The sequence below is a fragment of the Methylobacterium nigriterrae genome (assembly GCF_037106235.1).
In the GTDB taxonomy this organism is placed as follows: Bacteria; Pseudomonadota; Alphaproteobacteria; order Rhizobiales; family Beijerinckiaceae; genus Methylobacterium; species Methylobacterium nigriterrae.
Genome location: NZ_JBAWTG010000053.1, coordinates 14,979 through 29,573 on the forward strand (window position 1 = coordinate 14,979; position 14,595 = coordinate 29,573).

At 63.5% G+C, this 14,595-nt stretch carries 22 protein-coding genes; 12 read left to right on the plus strand and 10 right to left on the minus strand.

Annotated features, from left to right (window positions below):
• Positions 1–76: 76 nt before the first annotated feature.
• Both WDW90_RS22530 and WDW90_RS22535 read left to right on the plus strand, forming a co-directional pair.
• Positions 77–802, plus strand: a complete 726-nt coding sequence (locus WDW90_RS22530; RefSeq protein WP_336489700.1) for a response regulator — start codon at positions 77–79, stop codon at positions 800–802.
• Between the two features lie 90 nt (positions 803–892).
• The gene (locus WDW90_RS22535; protein WP_336489701.1) at positions 893–2,224 is read left to right on the plus strand and encodes a sensor histidine kinase; all 1,332 of its coding nucleotides are present in this window, start codon (positions 893–895) and stop codon (positions 2,222–2,224) included.
• A gap of 288 nt (positions 2,225–2,512) precedes the next feature.
• Here WDW90_RS22535 and WDW90_RS22540 read toward each other — a convergent pair whose 3' ends face one another.
• The gene (locus WDW90_RS22540; RefSeq protein ID WP_336489702.1) at positions 2,513–2,689 is read right to left on the minus strand and encodes a hypothetical protein; all 177 of its coding nucleotides are present in this window, start codon (positions 2,687–2,689) and stop codon (positions 2,513–2,515) included.
• A 376-nt stretch (positions 2,690–3,065) separates the two neighbouring features.
• A complete protein-coding gene (locus WDW90_RS22545; protein WP_336489703.1) occupies positions 3,066–3,335 on the minus strand; it encodes a hypothetical protein in 270 nt (89 codons plus the stop codon).
• 362 nt (positions 3,336–3,697) lie between these two features.
• Here WDW90_RS22545 and WDW90_RS22550 point away from each other — a divergent pair, with 362 nt between their 5' ends.
• The 6 genes from WDW90_RS22550 (at position 3,698) to WDW90_RS22575 (ending at position 6,012) form a co-directional block, all read left to right on the plus strand.
• Positions 3,698–3,907 (plus strand): cold-shock protein, encoded by a 210-nt coding sequence (locus WDW90_RS22550; RefSeq protein ID WP_336489704.1) that lies wholly within the window; start codon positions 3,698–3,700, stop codon positions 3,905–3,907.
• Between the two features lie 98 nt (positions 3,908–4,005).
• Positions 4,006–4,374 (plus strand): DUF6481 family protein, encoded by a 369-nt coding sequence (locus tag WDW90_RS22555; protein ID WP_336489705.1) that lies wholly within the window; start codon positions 4,006–4,008, stop codon positions 4,372–4,374.
• 44 nt (positions 4,375–4,418) lie between these two features.
• Positions 4,419–4,619: a hypothetical protein gene (locus WDW90_RS22560; protein WP_336489706.1), complete on the plus strand. Its 201-nt coding sequence runs from the start codon at positions 4,419–4,421 to the stop codon at positions 4,617–4,619.
• A gap of 229 nt (positions 4,620–4,848) precedes the next feature.
• Positions 4,849–5,274, plus strand: coding sequence for a hypothetical protein (locus tag WDW90_RS22565; protein ID WP_336489707.1), 426 nt, complete (start codon positions 4,849–4,851; stop codon positions 5,272–5,274).
• Between the two features lie 286 nt (positions 5,275–5,560).
• Entirely contained in the window at positions 5,561–5,731 is a 171-nt protein-coding gene (locus WDW90_RS22570; protein WP_336489708.1) for a hypothetical protein, read from the plus strand.
• The gene (locus tag WDW90_RS22575) at positions 5,731–6,012 is read left to right on the plus strand and encodes a hypothetical protein (RefSeq protein ID WP_336489709.1); all 282 of its coding nucleotides are present in this window, start codon (positions 5,731–5,733) and stop codon (positions 6,010–6,012) included. Before WDW90_RS22570 ends, WDW90_RS22575 begins: the two co-directional genes overlap by 1 nt.
• 516 nt (positions 6,013–6,528) lie before the next feature.
• Here the strand turns inward: WDW90_RS22575 and WDW90_RS22580 are convergent.
• Together WDW90_RS22580 and WDW90_RS22585 are read right to left on the minus strand one after the other, a co-directional pair.
• Positions 6,529–6,681 carry a hypothetical protein gene (locus WDW90_RS22580; protein WP_336489710.1) on the minus strand — a complete coding sequence of 51 codons (153 nt, stop codon included), beginning with the start codon at positions 6,679–6,681 and terminating at the stop codon, positions 6,529–6,531.
• Positions 6,678–6,941, minus strand: coding sequence for a hypothetical protein (locus WDW90_RS22585; RefSeq protein WP_336489711.1), 264 nt, complete (start codon positions 6,939–6,941; stop codon positions 6,678–6,680). Before WDW90_RS22585 ends, WDW90_RS22580 begins: the two co-directional genes overlap by 4 nt.
• A 217-nt stretch (positions 6,942–7,158) precedes the next feature.
• On the opposite strand from WDW90_RS22585, the gene WDW90_RS22590 reads away from it, so the two are divergent.
• The 3 genes from WDW90_RS22590 to WDW90_RS22600 all read left to right on the plus strand — a co-directional run bounded on the left by WDW90_RS22590 (position 7,159) and on the right by WDW90_RS22600 (position 9,411).
• Positions 7,159–7,500: a hypothetical protein gene (locus WDW90_RS22590; protein WP_336489712.1), complete on the plus strand. Its 342-nt coding sequence runs from the start codon at positions 7,159–7,161 to the stop codon at positions 7,498–7,500.
• Positions 7,501–7,614: 114 nt separating this feature from the next.
• Entirely contained in the window at positions 7,615–7,872 is a 258-nt protein-coding gene (locus WDW90_RS22595; protein ID WP_336489713.1) for a hypothetical protein, read from the plus strand.
• A 1,248-nt stretch (positions 7,873–9,120) separates the two neighbouring features.
• Positions 9,121–9,411, plus strand: a complete 291-nt coding sequence (locus WDW90_RS22600) for a hypothetical protein (RefSeq protein WP_336489714.1) — start codon at positions 9,121–9,123, stop codon at positions 9,409–9,411.
• A gap of 139 nt (positions 9,412–9,550) precedes the next feature.
• On the opposite strand, the gene WDW90_RS22605 is transcribed toward WDW90_RS22600, so the two are convergent.
• The 5 genes from WDW90_RS22605 to WDW90_RS22625 form a co-directional block, all read right to left on the minus strand.
• Entirely contained in the window at positions 9,551–10,045 is a 495-nt protein-coding gene (locus tag WDW90_RS22605; RefSeq protein ID WP_336489715.1) for a hypothetical protein, read from the minus strand.
• Positions 10,046–10,230: 185 nt separating this feature from the next.
• Positions 10,231–10,437: a hypothetical protein gene (locus tag WDW90_RS22610; RefSeq protein ID WP_336489716.1), complete on the minus strand. Its 207-nt coding sequence runs from the start codon at positions 10,435–10,437 to the stop codon at positions 10,231–10,233.
• A gap of 434 nt (positions 10,438–10,871) precedes the next feature.
• Entirely contained in the window at positions 10,872–11,297 is a 426-nt protein-coding gene (locus WDW90_RS22615; RefSeq protein WP_336489717.1) for a hypothetical protein, read from the minus strand.
• Complete coding sequence (locus WDW90_RS22620) at positions 11,294–11,602, minus strand: helix-turn-helix domain-containing protein (RefSeq protein ID WP_336489718.1); 309 nt, start codon at positions 11,600–11,602, stop codon at positions 11,294–11,296. The genes WDW90_RS22615 and WDW90_RS22620 overlap by 4 nt, the downstream gene beginning before the upstream one ends.
• A gap of 5 nt (positions 11,603–11,607) precedes the next feature.
• On the minus strand, positions 11,608–11,862 hold the full coding sequence (locus WDW90_RS22625) for a hypothetical protein (RefSeq protein ID WP_336489719.1): 255 nt from the start codon (positions 11,860–11,862) through the stop codon (positions 11,608–11,610).
• A gap of 161 nt (positions 11,863–12,023) precedes the next feature.
• Here WDW90_RS22625 and WDW90_RS22630 point away from each other — a divergent pair, with 161 nt between their 5' ends.
• Complete coding sequence (locus WDW90_RS22630; protein WP_336489728.1) at positions 12,024–13,676, plus strand: sensor histidine kinase; 1,653 nt, start codon at positions 12,024–12,026, stop codon at positions 13,674–13,676.
• Between the two features lie 81 nt (positions 13,677–13,757).
• Here the strand turns inward: WDW90_RS22630 and WDW90_RS22635 are convergent, their stop codons facing one another.
• The gene (locus WDW90_RS22635; protein ID WP_336489720.1) at positions 13,758–13,973 is read right to left on the minus strand and encodes a hypothetical protein; all 216 of its coding nucleotides are present in this window, start codon (positions 13,971–13,973) and stop codon (positions 13,758–13,760) included.
• Positions 13,974–14,595 lie beyond the last annotated feature (622 nt).

The following is a 14,595-nucleotide window of genomic DNA, read 5'->3' on the forward strand; positions in this document are numbered from 1 at the left end:
GACTAACCCTGGTACAGCCGAACCTCCGATCGGCTTAGGGGGGCTCGGATGGGGTTTGATCGGCAATGAGGCGGACATGAGCGCCTCTGGGACGAGCATGCGGCGCGTCCTCCTCGTCGAGGATGACGACCTCCTTCGCGCGAACTACCAGGCCCTTTTGAGTGCGCACCGGCTCTCTGTCTGTGCATGCGCCACGAAGGCCGAGGCCACTGCCGCTTTTGCGGCCGAGGCGTTCGATGTCGTGATCCTCGACGTGACGCTCGGCCACGACTACGAAGCGGGTTTCGACCTGTGCCAGGCCTTTCGCCAGAGGCGGAAGATCACGCCTATCATCTTCCTCACGGAGCGTGACGAGGACGCAGACCGTATCAGCGGTCTCAGGCTCGGCGCAGACGACTACCTGAGCAAGACGATCTCGGGCAGCTACCTCGTCGCGCGCATCAATGCCTTGATCCGGCGCATTGAGGCCATTGCGCAGGGTGAGGCTGAGGTAGCAAAGCCTGCCCCCCAACCCGACAATACGCGCCTGAAGATCGACGAGCGCCTGTCGCGGGCGTTCTGGGACGGCAGGCCGCTCGACCTGTCGCTGACACAGTTCTGGATCTTGAAGGATCTGTTCGAGCACGCTGGCGAGGTGCGCTCGATCACCGAACTCATGCGAGCTGCAAACATTACGGTGCAGCCGAACACGATCGTGGTGCACATCAAGGCGATCCGCGAGGAGGTCCAGAAGAGCGCACCGGAGTTCGCCTGTATCAAGTCCGAGCGCGCACGCGGCTATCGCTGGATCGACAAACCCTGAAGCCAGTACCATGCGGACGGCCTGACTGGGCCCTCGCAAGGCCCGTTGGAAGGACACGCGCGGAAAGCTCTCGCGCGGAGAGGCTTTGTGATGCAGAGACTTCCCAATCACCAGGCACCCCGTAGTACCTTATGGAGACGCGTCGCGCTGCCGCCGCTCGGAACTGAGGAGCGGCAAGGCTTTGCCGACTACTTCGCTGAGCAGACGGTCCTGTCGCTGCTGATCGGGATGCCGATCACGGCCTTGCTGCACCTGTTCATGATCACGCTCGGGGTCAATCTGTTCCCTGAGCAGAAGCTGACGATCATCGCCTACCACTTGGTCCTCGCTCTAGGTAGCACCGCTGTGTTCCTGCTCGCTCGCAACCGAGTAACAGCCGCTTACCTACCGGTAGGTGGCGTCTTTATCTGGCTCTATGCCGCAGTCTGTGTAGCCGTCACGATTGTCGTCCTGGAGCAGGGCGTCTTCCTCTACATTGGCGCCGTCATCTTCACACTCCTCTACATTTGCGGGATCATACGGGCGACCTTCCTGCGGGCGATTGCCTGCTGTGGGGCTGGCTTCCTGCTCGTCAACGTGGCGATGTACGCGGCAGGGAAGCGCGATGGGCTTGAATACCTCTACGCCAACTCGTTTATGACCTACGCTGCAGTCATCGGCCTGACGCTGAGCTACACGATTGAACGGCTGGAGCGGAGCAAGTACCTGCTGCAAAGGCGATTGGAGCGGGAAAAGAAAAAACTAGACGATTACTCCGCGTGGCTGCGCCAACTTGCGGTGTTTCTGCGCCACGAGGTGCGGCAGCCAATCGCGCAGATCAACTCCAGCATTGAGCTCGTCGCCCTGAAGCGAACTGAGGATCCGAGCTCTGACATACACCTGCGTAACGCGATGAGTGCCGCGCAGCAGGTCTGGCATCTGATCGAACGGGCGAGTCGCGCCACCGACGCCGAGGCCTTCGTACGACAAGCGCGGCCGGAGCACATTGAAGTTCAGGCGTATCTGCAGGATCTGCTGCGGATTTTCAGCCAGACCTACTCGGGGGTCACCTTTTCCCTCAGCTCCTCACCGCATGTGCACGTCCGCGCCGATCCAGTCCTGTTCAAGGAAGCAGTCAGCAACCTACTGAGCAATGCCGCCTCGTTTGCGGATGATCAGACGGATGTAGTGGTTTCGTTGGAGGCTCGCGAGGGCAAGGCAGAGATCAAGATTTACAACCAGGGCCCACGCATCGAGGGCGACACCGAGGTGCTCTTCCAACCGTTCACGACGAGCCGATCCGGTGCTGCCAGCGAGCACCATGGGCTTGGCTTGTACCTGGTCCGTCTCATTGCTCAGCAGCACGGCGGAACAGCAACGATCAACAACGCTGCAGACGGAAAGGGTGTGGAGGCGTCCTTGTACTTTCCCGCCGAAACCTGAAAGACGGCCCCTCTCGTAACCCACTGTCAGTGTGGCCCAATGGGCCGCACCAAATGCGACACCATCCTAGCGGACATGCAGCGGCTGCAAGGAAAACGACGGTTTCCCAGACACTTAAACCTATTAGGTTTGTATGTCTGGAAATCAAAATGCCGCGCGATACCGGCCCATCCGCACGGGTTGAGCGTTATGGAGCCGCCCAGTTCGCGTAAGGGGAATTACGGAACGCCACAAAGAAAAGCCCCGCGGGCCATGTGGCTGCGGGGCTGCTCACTTGTGAGAGAGCGGCTAGCCGCCGCCGCCCTGGCTGCCACCACCGCCGCCGCCCGACGAGTTCGAGCTGGGTTTGTTGTTCTGCTCAGCGTTGCCGGCAGAGCCCGACGAGCTGCTGGGTGGACGACCTTGCGCCAGGACCGGGCCGGCGAACACGAGCGCCAGCGTGGTCAGAATTGCGAGCTTCTTCATGTGAACTCCCTGCCCGCACGGGCGGGCGTGTGAAGTGACAATCCCCCGTTGCTCGGGATAGTTTCCCGGCTGGCTGTGAACGGCCGCGGAAGCAGCCCATCAGTGCACGCGCACCGGCCGCCACGTCTTCAGCACGGCAAGCCCAACCGCAGAACAGGCGGTTTCGATTTTCTCGATCAACACATTGGCTACTCTGGCGCTATGGGCCTCATCCTCCAGCTTCAGGAGCTGTAGGAACTGGCGGCGCTCGGCTGCCGCGTCGCGGGGACGAGGCTCATTCAAGATCGCGAGAAGGCACTTGCTGAGCAGGCGCCACTCTGACCGCCGGCCCACATCCCGGATCGCGCCGGCAGCCTCAACGCCGCCCTGGATGCGATCACGTCGGAGTGCTAGCAGGCTCCTGAGAAACCAAAGATGCCACTGCTGCGGCCCTCTGCTCTGCTCCGAAACGATTAGATAGCATCTGCGCTTCATCCGGCGGAATTCCATACATCTCTGTAAGTTCCGCTATGATTCGGGACAGTTCTTCTGGTGTAAAGCTCTTCTCGCGCACTGCCGCAACCAGCGCATCTGTTGCGGCCATCTTTCTAAGACCATGCTTGATGTGGACCATTGAAGACATAGGAAGCTTGCGGCCGAACTTCATGGAGCGTCGCATTGTTGGTTTTCGCTTCTTAACAGACAGGTGCGGGGAGCTTCAAAGAAATGAGCTGCCTATTTGAAGCTCTCAGCTCTGGACACTAATTAGACGTAAGTTTCGAGAGAAAGCGGCGTTCCATGTCATTCCGCATTTAATATATTTATTTTTTTCTAAAATCGCCCTCGCACGGTTGTAAATGCCTCCTTGATGGCGTAGATAGCAGATATCGAATTTCGGCCAGATATCCGGCCGTGCCGCCCGCCTGGGCGCGCGTTCTGTATTTCTCCCCTATTTCGACGACGAGCGACCGGGCGCGTGATTGCATGCGCTTGTCATACCTTATTGCTTACCAAGATACGGAAATACCTATGAGCATCGGCACCGTGAAGTGGTTCAATGGAACCAAGGGTTTCGGCTTCATCCAGCCTGAAGACGGCAGCAAGGACGTGTTCGTCCACATCTCGGCCGTTGAGCGCGCCGGCATGCAGACCCTCGATGAAGGCCAGAAGGTCTCCTACGAGATGGAGACCGACCGCCGCTCGGGCAAGCAGGCGGCCGGAAGCCTACGGGCCGCCTAAGGCCTCCTTCTTACCACTGACCATCATGGAAGCCGCTCCGACTGGAGCGGCTTTTCTTTTCTCTCGGCAGCCGCGCCCAGCCGCGGTGCGCACAAGGAATGTACGTGGGCCAATTCAAAGCCAACCAACTCGTTGATCGTCTTGAGGCCGCTGCGAAGGCGCGGCAGGCCACGGTAGCCCGGTTCCGGGCACGTCCCGCCGCCGATGACCCGCTTGTTCTCGCACGGCAGTCAGCACGACGCGCGGTCATCCAGGCCCGAGAGGTTCGGGTCAACGAGCGGGAGGTGATCCGTCTCGCAGCCGAGGCGCAGCGCGCGGCTGAGGCGCTTGCTGAGCGGGAGCGACAGGCGGCCGAAGCTGCCCGTCAGGCTGCCGAGAAGGTGGAGCGTCAAGCCGCGCTGGCGGCCGAGCAGAAGGCGGCTCGTGATGCGCGCTTTGCTGCCCGCAAAGCCAGAGCACGGCGGTAGGGCGGCCACGTTCCGCAGAGTGGCCGGATCCAGGAGGATTGCAGATGTCTCACAAGTTCAAGGTTGGCCAGCAAGTGCGGCAGGCCCAGCGGCCGGGCTCTGCTGATCGCGGGAGTGCTGTTAGCAGCATCTACGAGATCGTTCGGCTCATGCCGGAGGAGCGTTCGGGCGAGCCAGCGTACCGAGTAAGATCAGCCTTAGGCGAGCGCGCCGTGCTGGAAGGCGAACTCACCCTCGCCTCCTGAACAGAGAGAGGACCTCAGTCCCCCCCTCCCTCGACGCCACACTGGCAGAGATCGAGAGGCATACTCGCGGTGTCTGCCGTCGCGATCTTGGCGAGGATGGGGCTCAGCGCCACGAGGGGCCTTGTACTGACCGGCAGCTCATCGAAGATGCCAGGCGTCAGAGAGTTGGACGACACCTGACGCTGTTCGGCTGCGGAATTCCCGCCGATTGGCCTGCTGGAGGAACACCATGGCACAGTTCACTGCCTTCGCGCCGGTATCCTCGCAGGCGATCTGCAGGCAGATGACTTCCGCGATTGAGGGCGGCGTTGACGCTTGGTGCTCCGGGGCCAAACTGATCTCGTCCGAGATCCCCTGCATCGGCCGGCCCTGGTATTCTGACACCAAGCTCTACGAGGGCCATTTCGTGATCCAATTCACGGAGCACGAGAACAGCTCCGGGAGCGGTCCCAAGCACGACCTGACGCCTCAGAAACTCCAAGGCGGCCTCAAGCTGCTCTCAGAGAAATGTCCGGAGCGGATTTCGGAGATGCTCAGCGAGCAGGTTCATGCCAGCACCGCTGACATGCTCATTCAGGCCAGCCTGTTTGGTAAAATCGTCGATCGCTGTGAACCGGGTTCATCCACCTCCTCCTCAACGAGGAGCCCTGGATAACGGACGACCGGAGAGAGCTCTACGCCAGCCCCAATGGTGACCGGTGTTCCTGGCCTGGAGTGCCACGACAGGACGCCCCGTCGACTTGCATGTGCCGAACCGGCCGTCCGGTGGACTACCGACCGAGATCGAACTCGGCTCCTTCCTCGTCGAAGGTGGTGGCCCGGAGGGGCGTATCGCAAACTTTCAACGACCGAAAAATCGTCTCCGAACAGCAGGTCACAACCCCTTCTCACCCCCTTCGACGAGGTAGGTGGAGCGGTTTGACAGGCCCGATTTTGTTCCCATGGCTGCGACGCTGCAGAGCACCTATCAGCTGATCACCATCGCGACCGCGTACGTCGCAGACATGGCCCGCATCAGGGACGTGCCAGAGTACCGTGACCCGCAGGCAGTGGTGGTCTACATCCAGAGAGCCAATGCCTTCCATGAGCACCAGGGCACCGGATTTCTGTGATGGATGAAAGCACGGCAGACGCGCAGGCGACCGAATGGTCCGAGCGGATCGCCAGCGCTTGCAGCTCAATGACCAAGGCAAGCGTCTCGCATCTCGTTGAGCTTCGCGCGAGCCTCTATACCGCACTGCATCGCCTGATCATGCATGAGGAACCTGCCGAGCAATGGCCCGATGCTCTCAATATCACACTGGAGGAGTGGGAGAGCGCAGCGGATGTTTCGTGCCACCGCATCACGGCTATCGACCCTGTAACCGGCAATTTCCAATTGGAGCCTTGCTGATACTTCACAATCATTTAGCGCCGCCCGTATATGCGGCCTGCAACAGTTTAGATCGAGATAGCTATGAGTAAGTTTGACAGCGTCAGTGCCGATATGCGGTTGATCTTGAGCAGGGTTGCGGACGCATTCCCGCTCACGGCATCTATATCCCCAAATGATATGTCCGATGTCTTCCCAAATTACACTGAGAGGCAGCAGGATAGAGGGGCAGCCAATCCGATTTCTCGTCTTGGTGCGTGGCTGATCGATGAAGGATATCTCAGAGATCTGACGCCCGAGGGTCAGCCACGACGCTCTCAGGTGACATTGACAAGCCGTGGCTTGGCGCTCTTCGGCTGGGAACGAAGCCAAATCGAAAGCAAGTAGCGCCCTTTATGGGGTTCGGCTGGGCCCTGCGGCTCTGGTAAGCAGTCGCGGCTGGCGGGATTACGCCTGCAGGTCGTGGAATAGCTAGCAGCCGGTCAGCCGCATGGGTTCGCGGACGCCTCAGGCTAAAAGCCGGGCGCTCGCCAGAGATCAGCCGAGCCTGCCCCAGCGCACGAAGGCGGCAATGGTGACGAGTGCGAAAATCGCGAGGCCGAACCGATACTGAAGGTAGAGGATCAGGGCGAGCGCGCTCAGCCACGCGACCACGATGCCCAGCATGACCGCAGCCGCAACCGGGTTCATCGCTTGTGCGGCCGGGCCAACAAGAGCGCGGTGCGCACCATCATGCGCTTGAACGTGTCACTTGCATTCGGGTCCGCCAGCGCCCGCTTCGGCGGGCCGTGGGCGTCCACGGCCGCGGCGAGATCCAGGCCGTAGCCTTCGCCTACCGGGAACGCGCCCGTCTCGGCATCGGCGATGTAGGCCTCCACGGCCGCGCGCATGTCCGCATCCAGTACAAGGGCCTGTTTGGACAGCTCGCCGATGGTTGGGTCCGTCGCCATAGGGCCGAGCTTAGCACGCTGGCGTACTCGCTCCAGGCGGGTAAGAAGTCGTTTACCCGTTCCGCCGACCCTGACCTCACCCGCTCCGAACTGCTCCGAAGTTGGCGGGCTGGCCCCATCGGCTGTCTGCGCATCAGCGGCCGGTGGGGCCTTCCTTAGCGCCGATCTCGCCGACCACGGCTCCCCGGATTTACGCAGCTCCGAGGCCAAGTCCCGCATGATGGATGAGCCCCGCCGGTTCTTTGCTCCCTGGCGCGTGATCGAGTTCGAGGGCGCGTTCCGCATCGAGGACGCAGCCGCTCTCCCGCTGGCCTACGCCTACTACTCCGAGGACATCGCGCGCCGGGCAACCGGCAGCTACATGTCACGCGAGGAGGCATGTCGGGTCGCGCTAAACATCGCGTCGCTCCCGGATCTCAGGGCGGCCCTCCACGACAAGGATGGGGCAGGCGAGTTGCGGGCAGGGATTGCAGCGTTACGGGCGCAACTCACCGAGGCCGAACAGCAACGGGATGCGTGGCGGGCTGAAGCTGAACGCCTCAGGCAAACCGCCGCCTGACCGTTTCCGAAGTGCGTCACGGCCACACCTACAAGCGCATGCGTATCCCGGGCACCTCGATCGATGCTCCCCGACTCCCTGCCGTGCTAGCCTCAGTAGACGGCAATGGGGGGCATGATGGGGGACGCGGACAAGCTGACGATCCTCGTCCTCGCGACCGAGAATGCCGAGCTGCGCGTCCAACTCGCGGAGGCGCAGGACCTCCTCGTCGAAACCGCCATCGACGCTGGGCATCTGCACGCGCGTAGAAGCCTTGGAGGCGCGGCTTGGCTGAGCGCGAGCGAGATGCGTGGCGGGCGGAAGCTCAGCGTCTCAGCAAGGCGGTTGCGTGAGGAAGCGAGCAACCCGTCGTCTCTCAACATCCGCACCTGAGACGCAGCATCATCGCCCCACGCTCGCGCCCTTCACCGGGGCTCCGCAGCCTCGACGGTCGTGCGGGACAGGACCTCACGCAGCGGCCTTGGAAGCCCTCGTGCGCCTCTTTGCAGCGCGTCTGCCCTCCAACGTCCGCACGCAGCATGCCAGACGACATGCGGGATGCTCTGGAGCGGTTGCGCCAAGCGCAGAAGCGAAACCAGAGCAGGTAGGTTCTCCCGCGACATGAACCGGCGGGATGCCCCAGATTAAGCCCACCTCGGCATCCCGCCTTCCGGATTGGCCCTTCAGAGGCACCAACCCTTCGAGCCAACGTGGCAGCTGCCGGCAGGTTCAAGGGTCACTGACCGCGACAACGCCGAGGGGGCTTTGACGTGTGCGGCCAGTGACTGCCGCCCCGGACACGAGACGGGGTGCATGGGCAGGCTGCGCCGGGAATTATGCTGGTATGTTTCCGGCAGGGGGCACCGGCCGCGCACGCCCGGAGACGGTGTTGCCCGTGCGCGGCCGGTTCCTGCCACTCCGCTTCCACCAGAGTGACGACGATGCTGCTGACCTGAGCGCTTGGCGGATATCACCTGGGTGAATGCTAGGTTCAGATAGGGTTCTGGAGGACCGGCGAGCCAAGCTCCCCCTCCGGTCCTCCAGAACGGCTCTCAAGCATCCCGGAGCCCCCCTGGACGCGAAAGCACACCACCGACATGGTGTTGAGTTCACTGTACATCCGTCAGGGACGAGCGCAAGCCTTGCCTACAAGCATCAGATTGTGAAGGCGGAAATGTCACCGGCCGCACCCGAGGGGGGTGAACGGGCACGGCCGGCGACTGCTTCCCGAGGGTCGATCCCGGGTCGCGTGATGATGGTGCGCTAGGTGGCCTGCGCCAGCAAGCCTTCGCGTGAAACCGCGCAGGAAGGCAGGACGGGCCGCCGACGCACTGGTCCCCGTTGCCCTCGAGGAGGCGCACGCCGGCAGCTGCACCCGCTGATAGGAGGGCGCACGCTGATGCTGCGCTCAGTGGCACGGACCGGCAATCGTAGAGATCGAACGCGGTGGTGGCACCGACCGCGACACTAGCGTTCGGATCGCGTGCGGCCGGTGCCTGCCTCCCTGCGCGGACAGGGCGCACAACGATACTGCACGCCGGCATGGCCGCCTGCAATCGGATCGGGCCGCCCGCTGGGCCTGCCACCGGAGAAGGCGCATTCTAAGCGGGCGCAGCCGAACGCGATGTGAGGAGCGGAGCGATGGAAAGTATCAGGGGCCACCACGTTGGTCGCCAGGTGCTTGCCGGCGACGTTGCCTTCCACGGCCTCCTCGACGGCGACATGGTCGTGCCCGAGGGCGTCCACCTCATCCTTCACGGGACGGTGAACGGGAACGTCTTCATTGAAGAAGGCGGATCCGCGGACATTCGCGGCATGGTCAACGGCACCATCGTCAACAACGGCGGCGACGTTTCGATCTATGGCGCGGTGGAGTCCGTGACCGGCACCCATGCTTCGCACATCGATCCGCACGCCGTCATACAGCACTGAGCTGCGCCTTCCGGATCGCGGTCAGGGATCGCGGCGCTACCCGAGACGCACCTAGGGCCCAGCTGTGGCCGTTACAGACACGGCAGATGAGGCCGCGGGCTCTCGCTGCACAACGAACCTGATCAGGGCGCGCTGTAGCTCAACCCTCTGCGTCCTTGTCCGGTCCTGGCTCGACCATGTCCAAGGTCTGCAGGATCTCCTCGGCGACCCGTCGACTGAGACCGATCTGTGGGACCTCATTCAAGCGCACGGGTGTGCCCGTCTTCGCGTGGTAGACGCCCCAGCCCACTTCTTCCTGGCGGATGTCGTACTCGGCGGGCTCGGCGCCACCGGATAAAGGCGCGTCCTCACCAGAGTAGTTGATCACCGGATCGGGCCCTTGCTTGTCCGGCCGTGCCAGCATGATAGCCGTGCGCACCGCGATGCGCTTCAGGAACTCCGATGCGGCCGGGTCGCTCAGTCGCTCGCGGGCTTGGGGGAGGGCCTGAACGGCCGCGGCGAGGTTGACGAGGTAGGTGCCCGCGAACACGAACGCCTCGTCCGGAGGGCCGGCCACGCATGACGTGACGGCGGCATCCACCTCATCTTCCGAGATCGCCTTGGCCCTGAACAGGGCACCGATGGTCTGGTCCATTGCCATAGGGCCGAGCTTAGCACGCTGGCGTACTGGCTCCAGGCGAGTAAGGAGTCGTTCATCCTTCCGGCCGAGCCTGACCTCACCCGCCGCGGAGCCGCCGCCACGTCGGCGGGCTGACCCCACCGGCTGTCTGCGCATCAGCAGCCGGTGGGGCCTTCCGCGCGGGCCACAGCCGGCAACAGTCACGCCTGGATCAGAACCGTGCCGAGGGCGAGGGTGCAGACCAGCGCCATGCCCGCAAGCATCAGGGCAAGCCTGTAAGCTTCGGCAGGCTGTGAGCGGTTGTCGTTCGCCGCTCGACGGCGCCAGCGCGGCAGGCGGTGGCTCAGCACTAGATGCGGTTGGCCGGGCTGGTCTACGCCAGACCTACGGGCACCAGCGGCACACATGAGATGCTCCCCCCTGAGCTTTTGACGATCAGGCTAAGGCCGCGCGCGCCCATCCGTCAAAGCTCTTGCCCGTGCGCGCCACGAACCCAGCGGGGCTCCGCGGCTGGGCTTCACGCTTCCTCTGGGTGGGGACAGGCCAGCCGGCGGGGTCACCGACCACAACGCGCGCTGCGAGGGTGTGCAACGCGCGCGGCCGGTGCCTGCCACCCCGGATCATCGCGTGCCAGGGCGCGCGACGATGCTGCGCTTCGGGGTAGGGGCCGGCAATCGTTTGGATCGGACGCGACGAGAGAGCACCGACCGCACGCCGCGCTTGGCTGAAACGTGTGCGGCCGGTGCCTGCACCCTGCACGGACAGGGCGCACGGTGATGCTGCGCCTCACGGTAGGGGGCGGCAATCGTTCGGAGCGAACGGAAAAAGGCGCGACAGCTCGCTATGGCGCCATCAGCAACTCGAGCCTCACGTCATTGAGGTAACGGGTCAGGCGCCTTCTCGCAGCTGGATCGGGGCCGTCGACTGCGCAGCCAACCGGCATGACGTCGCCACACTGGCGCAGGATCGACTCCGCGGCGAGAGCCACCTCGCGTTCGCAGAGCGCGCTGACGTCGCGCAGGCGCCCGTGGGCGCAGATCGTGACTCGATAGAAGGACATGCATGGGAACGTGCAAACCGATGGCCAGTTCGCAGGCGCCTCGGCCGGCTTGCGGCCGATGGTGCTGGTCCGCATCTGGGTCACGTTGCTGTAGCGGTCGCGGTAGGCGTGCTCCCCGTCTGATTGCGGATTGTCCGCAGTGACCGGGGCTGGCCGCATCTTGCGGACGAGCCCTTCGTCAGCGGCGCTCGCGTAAGAAGGGGTCACAAGGTTTCCTGGTTCGTGCTCCACCGGGCCGCCTTACGCAGCTCGTCCTTGAGAGCCGCAGGAAGGCAGGCCGTATCACCAAGGTAGATCCAATCGAGCGGCACACCCATCTCGCGTCTCAGCGTGAGTGCCGCGTCGATCCCGATCCGGTGCTTGGCGCTCTCAAAGTTCGCCCATTGGCTATGCCCCAATCCAAATGAGGTCGCGAACTTCTGCTGGCTGAGCCCCGTCGTTGCGCGCAGGTTGCGCAGGCGTTCCGCCATCGCGGCGAGAGCGTCGGGCGTGAGGTGGCTTTCCCGGAGCATCGACCTCACTGCAGCTGACGCGCGTCCGCCTCTTCATCAAACAGGCAGATACACTCCTCACCCAAGGCCGCGATCCGACCTCGCAATTCGAGAGCCTTCACCCTGTGGTGGCGAGTACGGGCTCGCACATCAGCGGCCTCGCGGGGCATGCCCGCTTTCTGCAGCATCTCGGCTATCCGCGAGAGTTCATCGGCAAGGGCCTCGTCGAGGGCGACGCCGTAAATCATCTCCATCAGCAGTTCGAGCGTCGCCTTGTGCACCGCCGGTCTCCCAACATGAGCTAACGTTAGGGCAGATCGACGGTTTCGCCAGCTTGCAGGGCAAACGGCAGCCACCCGATACAGCCGGCTCTTGAGCGGAAGAATGACAATGATCGGGTGAACCGCTACAACGGCCGGCGCCAAGTTTCGCCCTCCATATGATGATCTCTCGGCTTGAAAATCTTGTAGAATTAGACACTTCGGACCCTGACCGGCTCGCCGAGCTGGAGGCGTTCGACGTCCTCGATACGGTTCCGGAGGAAGGGTTTGACGATGCTGTGCAGATCGCGCGCCTGATCTGCGACGCACCCGTGGCCTTGGTCAGTCTGGTGGCCAAGGACCGGCAGTGGTTCAAGGCCCGCGCCGGCTTTCCGTCCTGCGAAACCGACCTCAACTCCTCTGTCTGCGCCTATGCCCTGGCCGAGCCAGACCTGCTCGTCATCCCGGACCTCACGGCAGATCCGCGTACTCACAACAATCCTTTGGTGACCGGCGGCCCGTTCATCCGGTTCTATGCCGGAGCGCCGCTGCGCACGGAGACCGGCCGGGTACTCGGCAGCCTCTGCGTCATCGATCATGTGCCACGGCCCGACGGGCTCACCGAGGGACAGGCCGATGCCCTGCGGCGGCTCGCCCGGCAGGTGATGATCTTGCTGCGTGAGCGCCGCCAGTTGATCCAGATGCGGGCGGCCGAGACGCAGGCTGCTGCTGCTGCCACGCGCCGGACCGCCCTGATCGAACTTGGCGACTACCTGCGTGACGTGACCACGATCCCGGAGATGACCGCGGCGGCGGCCGAGATCGTCGGCCGGACCATGAACGCCAGCCGAACAGGCTACGGCGAACTCAACGTGACAGGCGAGTTCATCGCTATCCTCAGGGATTGGACCGCGCCCGGTGAGGGCAGCCTTGTTGGACGCCACCGCCTCGCCGACTACGGCAGCATCGGCCCGGTGATTGAGCGAGGGGAAACCTTCGTCGTCCGCGCCGTGACCGAGGATCCCCGGACTGCCGATCACGCTGCGTCGTTCCAGAGCCTAAACATCTGCGCCATGCTCAACGTGCCGGTGCGCGAGCGCGGCCGGACGGTTGGCCTGTTCTTCGTCCACAGTCCCGAAGCGCGAGCCTGGACGTCGGAGGAGATCGCCTTTGCCCGCAACGTCGCCGACCGGGTGCAAGTCGGCATCGCCCGGTTGCGAGCCGAGGAGGAGCAGGCAACGCTCAACCGCGAACTCAGCCACCGGATGAAGAACACGCTGACGATGGTGCAGGCCATCGCTAGCCAGACGTTGCGCAACGCACCTGATCTTGAGACGGCGCAGGAGGCGCTTGCTGCGCGCCTGATCGCCCTGGGCAGGGCCCACGACATTCTGCTGTCCGGCTCACGGGAGAGCGCAAGCCTTGAGGCCGTCGTCCGAGGAGCGCTGGCGATCCACGATGACGCGCAGATCGGCCGCCTGCAGGTGAAAGGGCCGTTCGTGCATGTTGGCTCGCGGGGCGCGTTGTCGCTGGCGCTGATGATCCACGAGCTGGCGACCAACGCGGCCAAGTACGGGGCGCTCTCGACGCCGGACGGCTTCGTCCGATTGGAATGGAGCCTCGTTCAAACCGGGCCGGAGCCGACCGTTCGGCTCTGCTGGACGGAGCACGGGGGACCGCCGGTGACGCCACCGAGCCGTCGCGGCTTCGGCAGCCGCCTGATCGAGCGCGGCCTTGCTGGATCAATCGATGGCGAGGTGGGCCTGAGCTTCCCGCCCGAGGGGGTGATCTGCGAGCTGACCGCGCCGCTATCGGGGATCGAAGCTGACGCGTAAGGGGCTCGCCTTGCCGCTGCAGCGCCTACTCAGCGTTTGAATAGGGCTTTCCTCATCGGACCTTGGCCGGCAGGCGCATTCTCATTCACTATTGTCTTCAAGGCTGAGGAGCAGCGAGCGGTGGGCGCGGGCGATGGCAAGCGTGCGCTCGATCTCGGCCAAGATCTGTCGGGCGTGCGCCTGCTCCTGGCCGGTCAGCTCGGCGATCAGGCGGATCTGCCGCGTCCGGCGCTGCTCGGCCTCGGCCACATCCCGGATCGCGGCATCGAGAGGGGTCTCAGTCCTGCGGGCCGTCATGATCAGGTCGGCTGGATAGCTCGGAGGTGCTGGAGGTGGTCGCGCAGGAGGGCGAGCATCTGCTTGAACTCGATCAGCAGGGTATCGGCCATGGCCGTGTCGTGTCCGTCCGTCCGTCCGTCCGTCCGTCCGGCCCGCTTCCTATAACCGTCATCAACACAGGTCAAAGCCGGCCGCTCGCTCCAGGCCGTTCCATTAGGGCTTGCCCGTGTGGAACGTTCCAAATGCCGTTGTTGGTCGTGTAAGGGAAACGACGGTTTCCCAGGCACTTCAACCTGTTAGGTTTGTGTGTCTGGAAATCAAAGTGCCGGGCGATCCCGGCCCTTTCGCACGGATTGAGCGTTATGGAGCCGCCCAGTTCGCGTAAGGGCCATTATGGAAACCGGCAGCGCTTGGGCCGCGCTCAAGCGTAAGGCTCTCAAACACCCAGTACGCCGATCAGAACCGCGCGCGTAATCCCACTCATGGATGATATCGATGTGGGATCGGCCGCATTTCTCCGCCGGCATCGCCTTCGGTGATCCGATCCCACTTTGCCTTCCCGGTCTGCATATCGATTTCCAGGTTGAACAGCCTCGGAGCCGTGTCAGGATCGGCATCGCATTGTGGCGGTTGCGGTTTA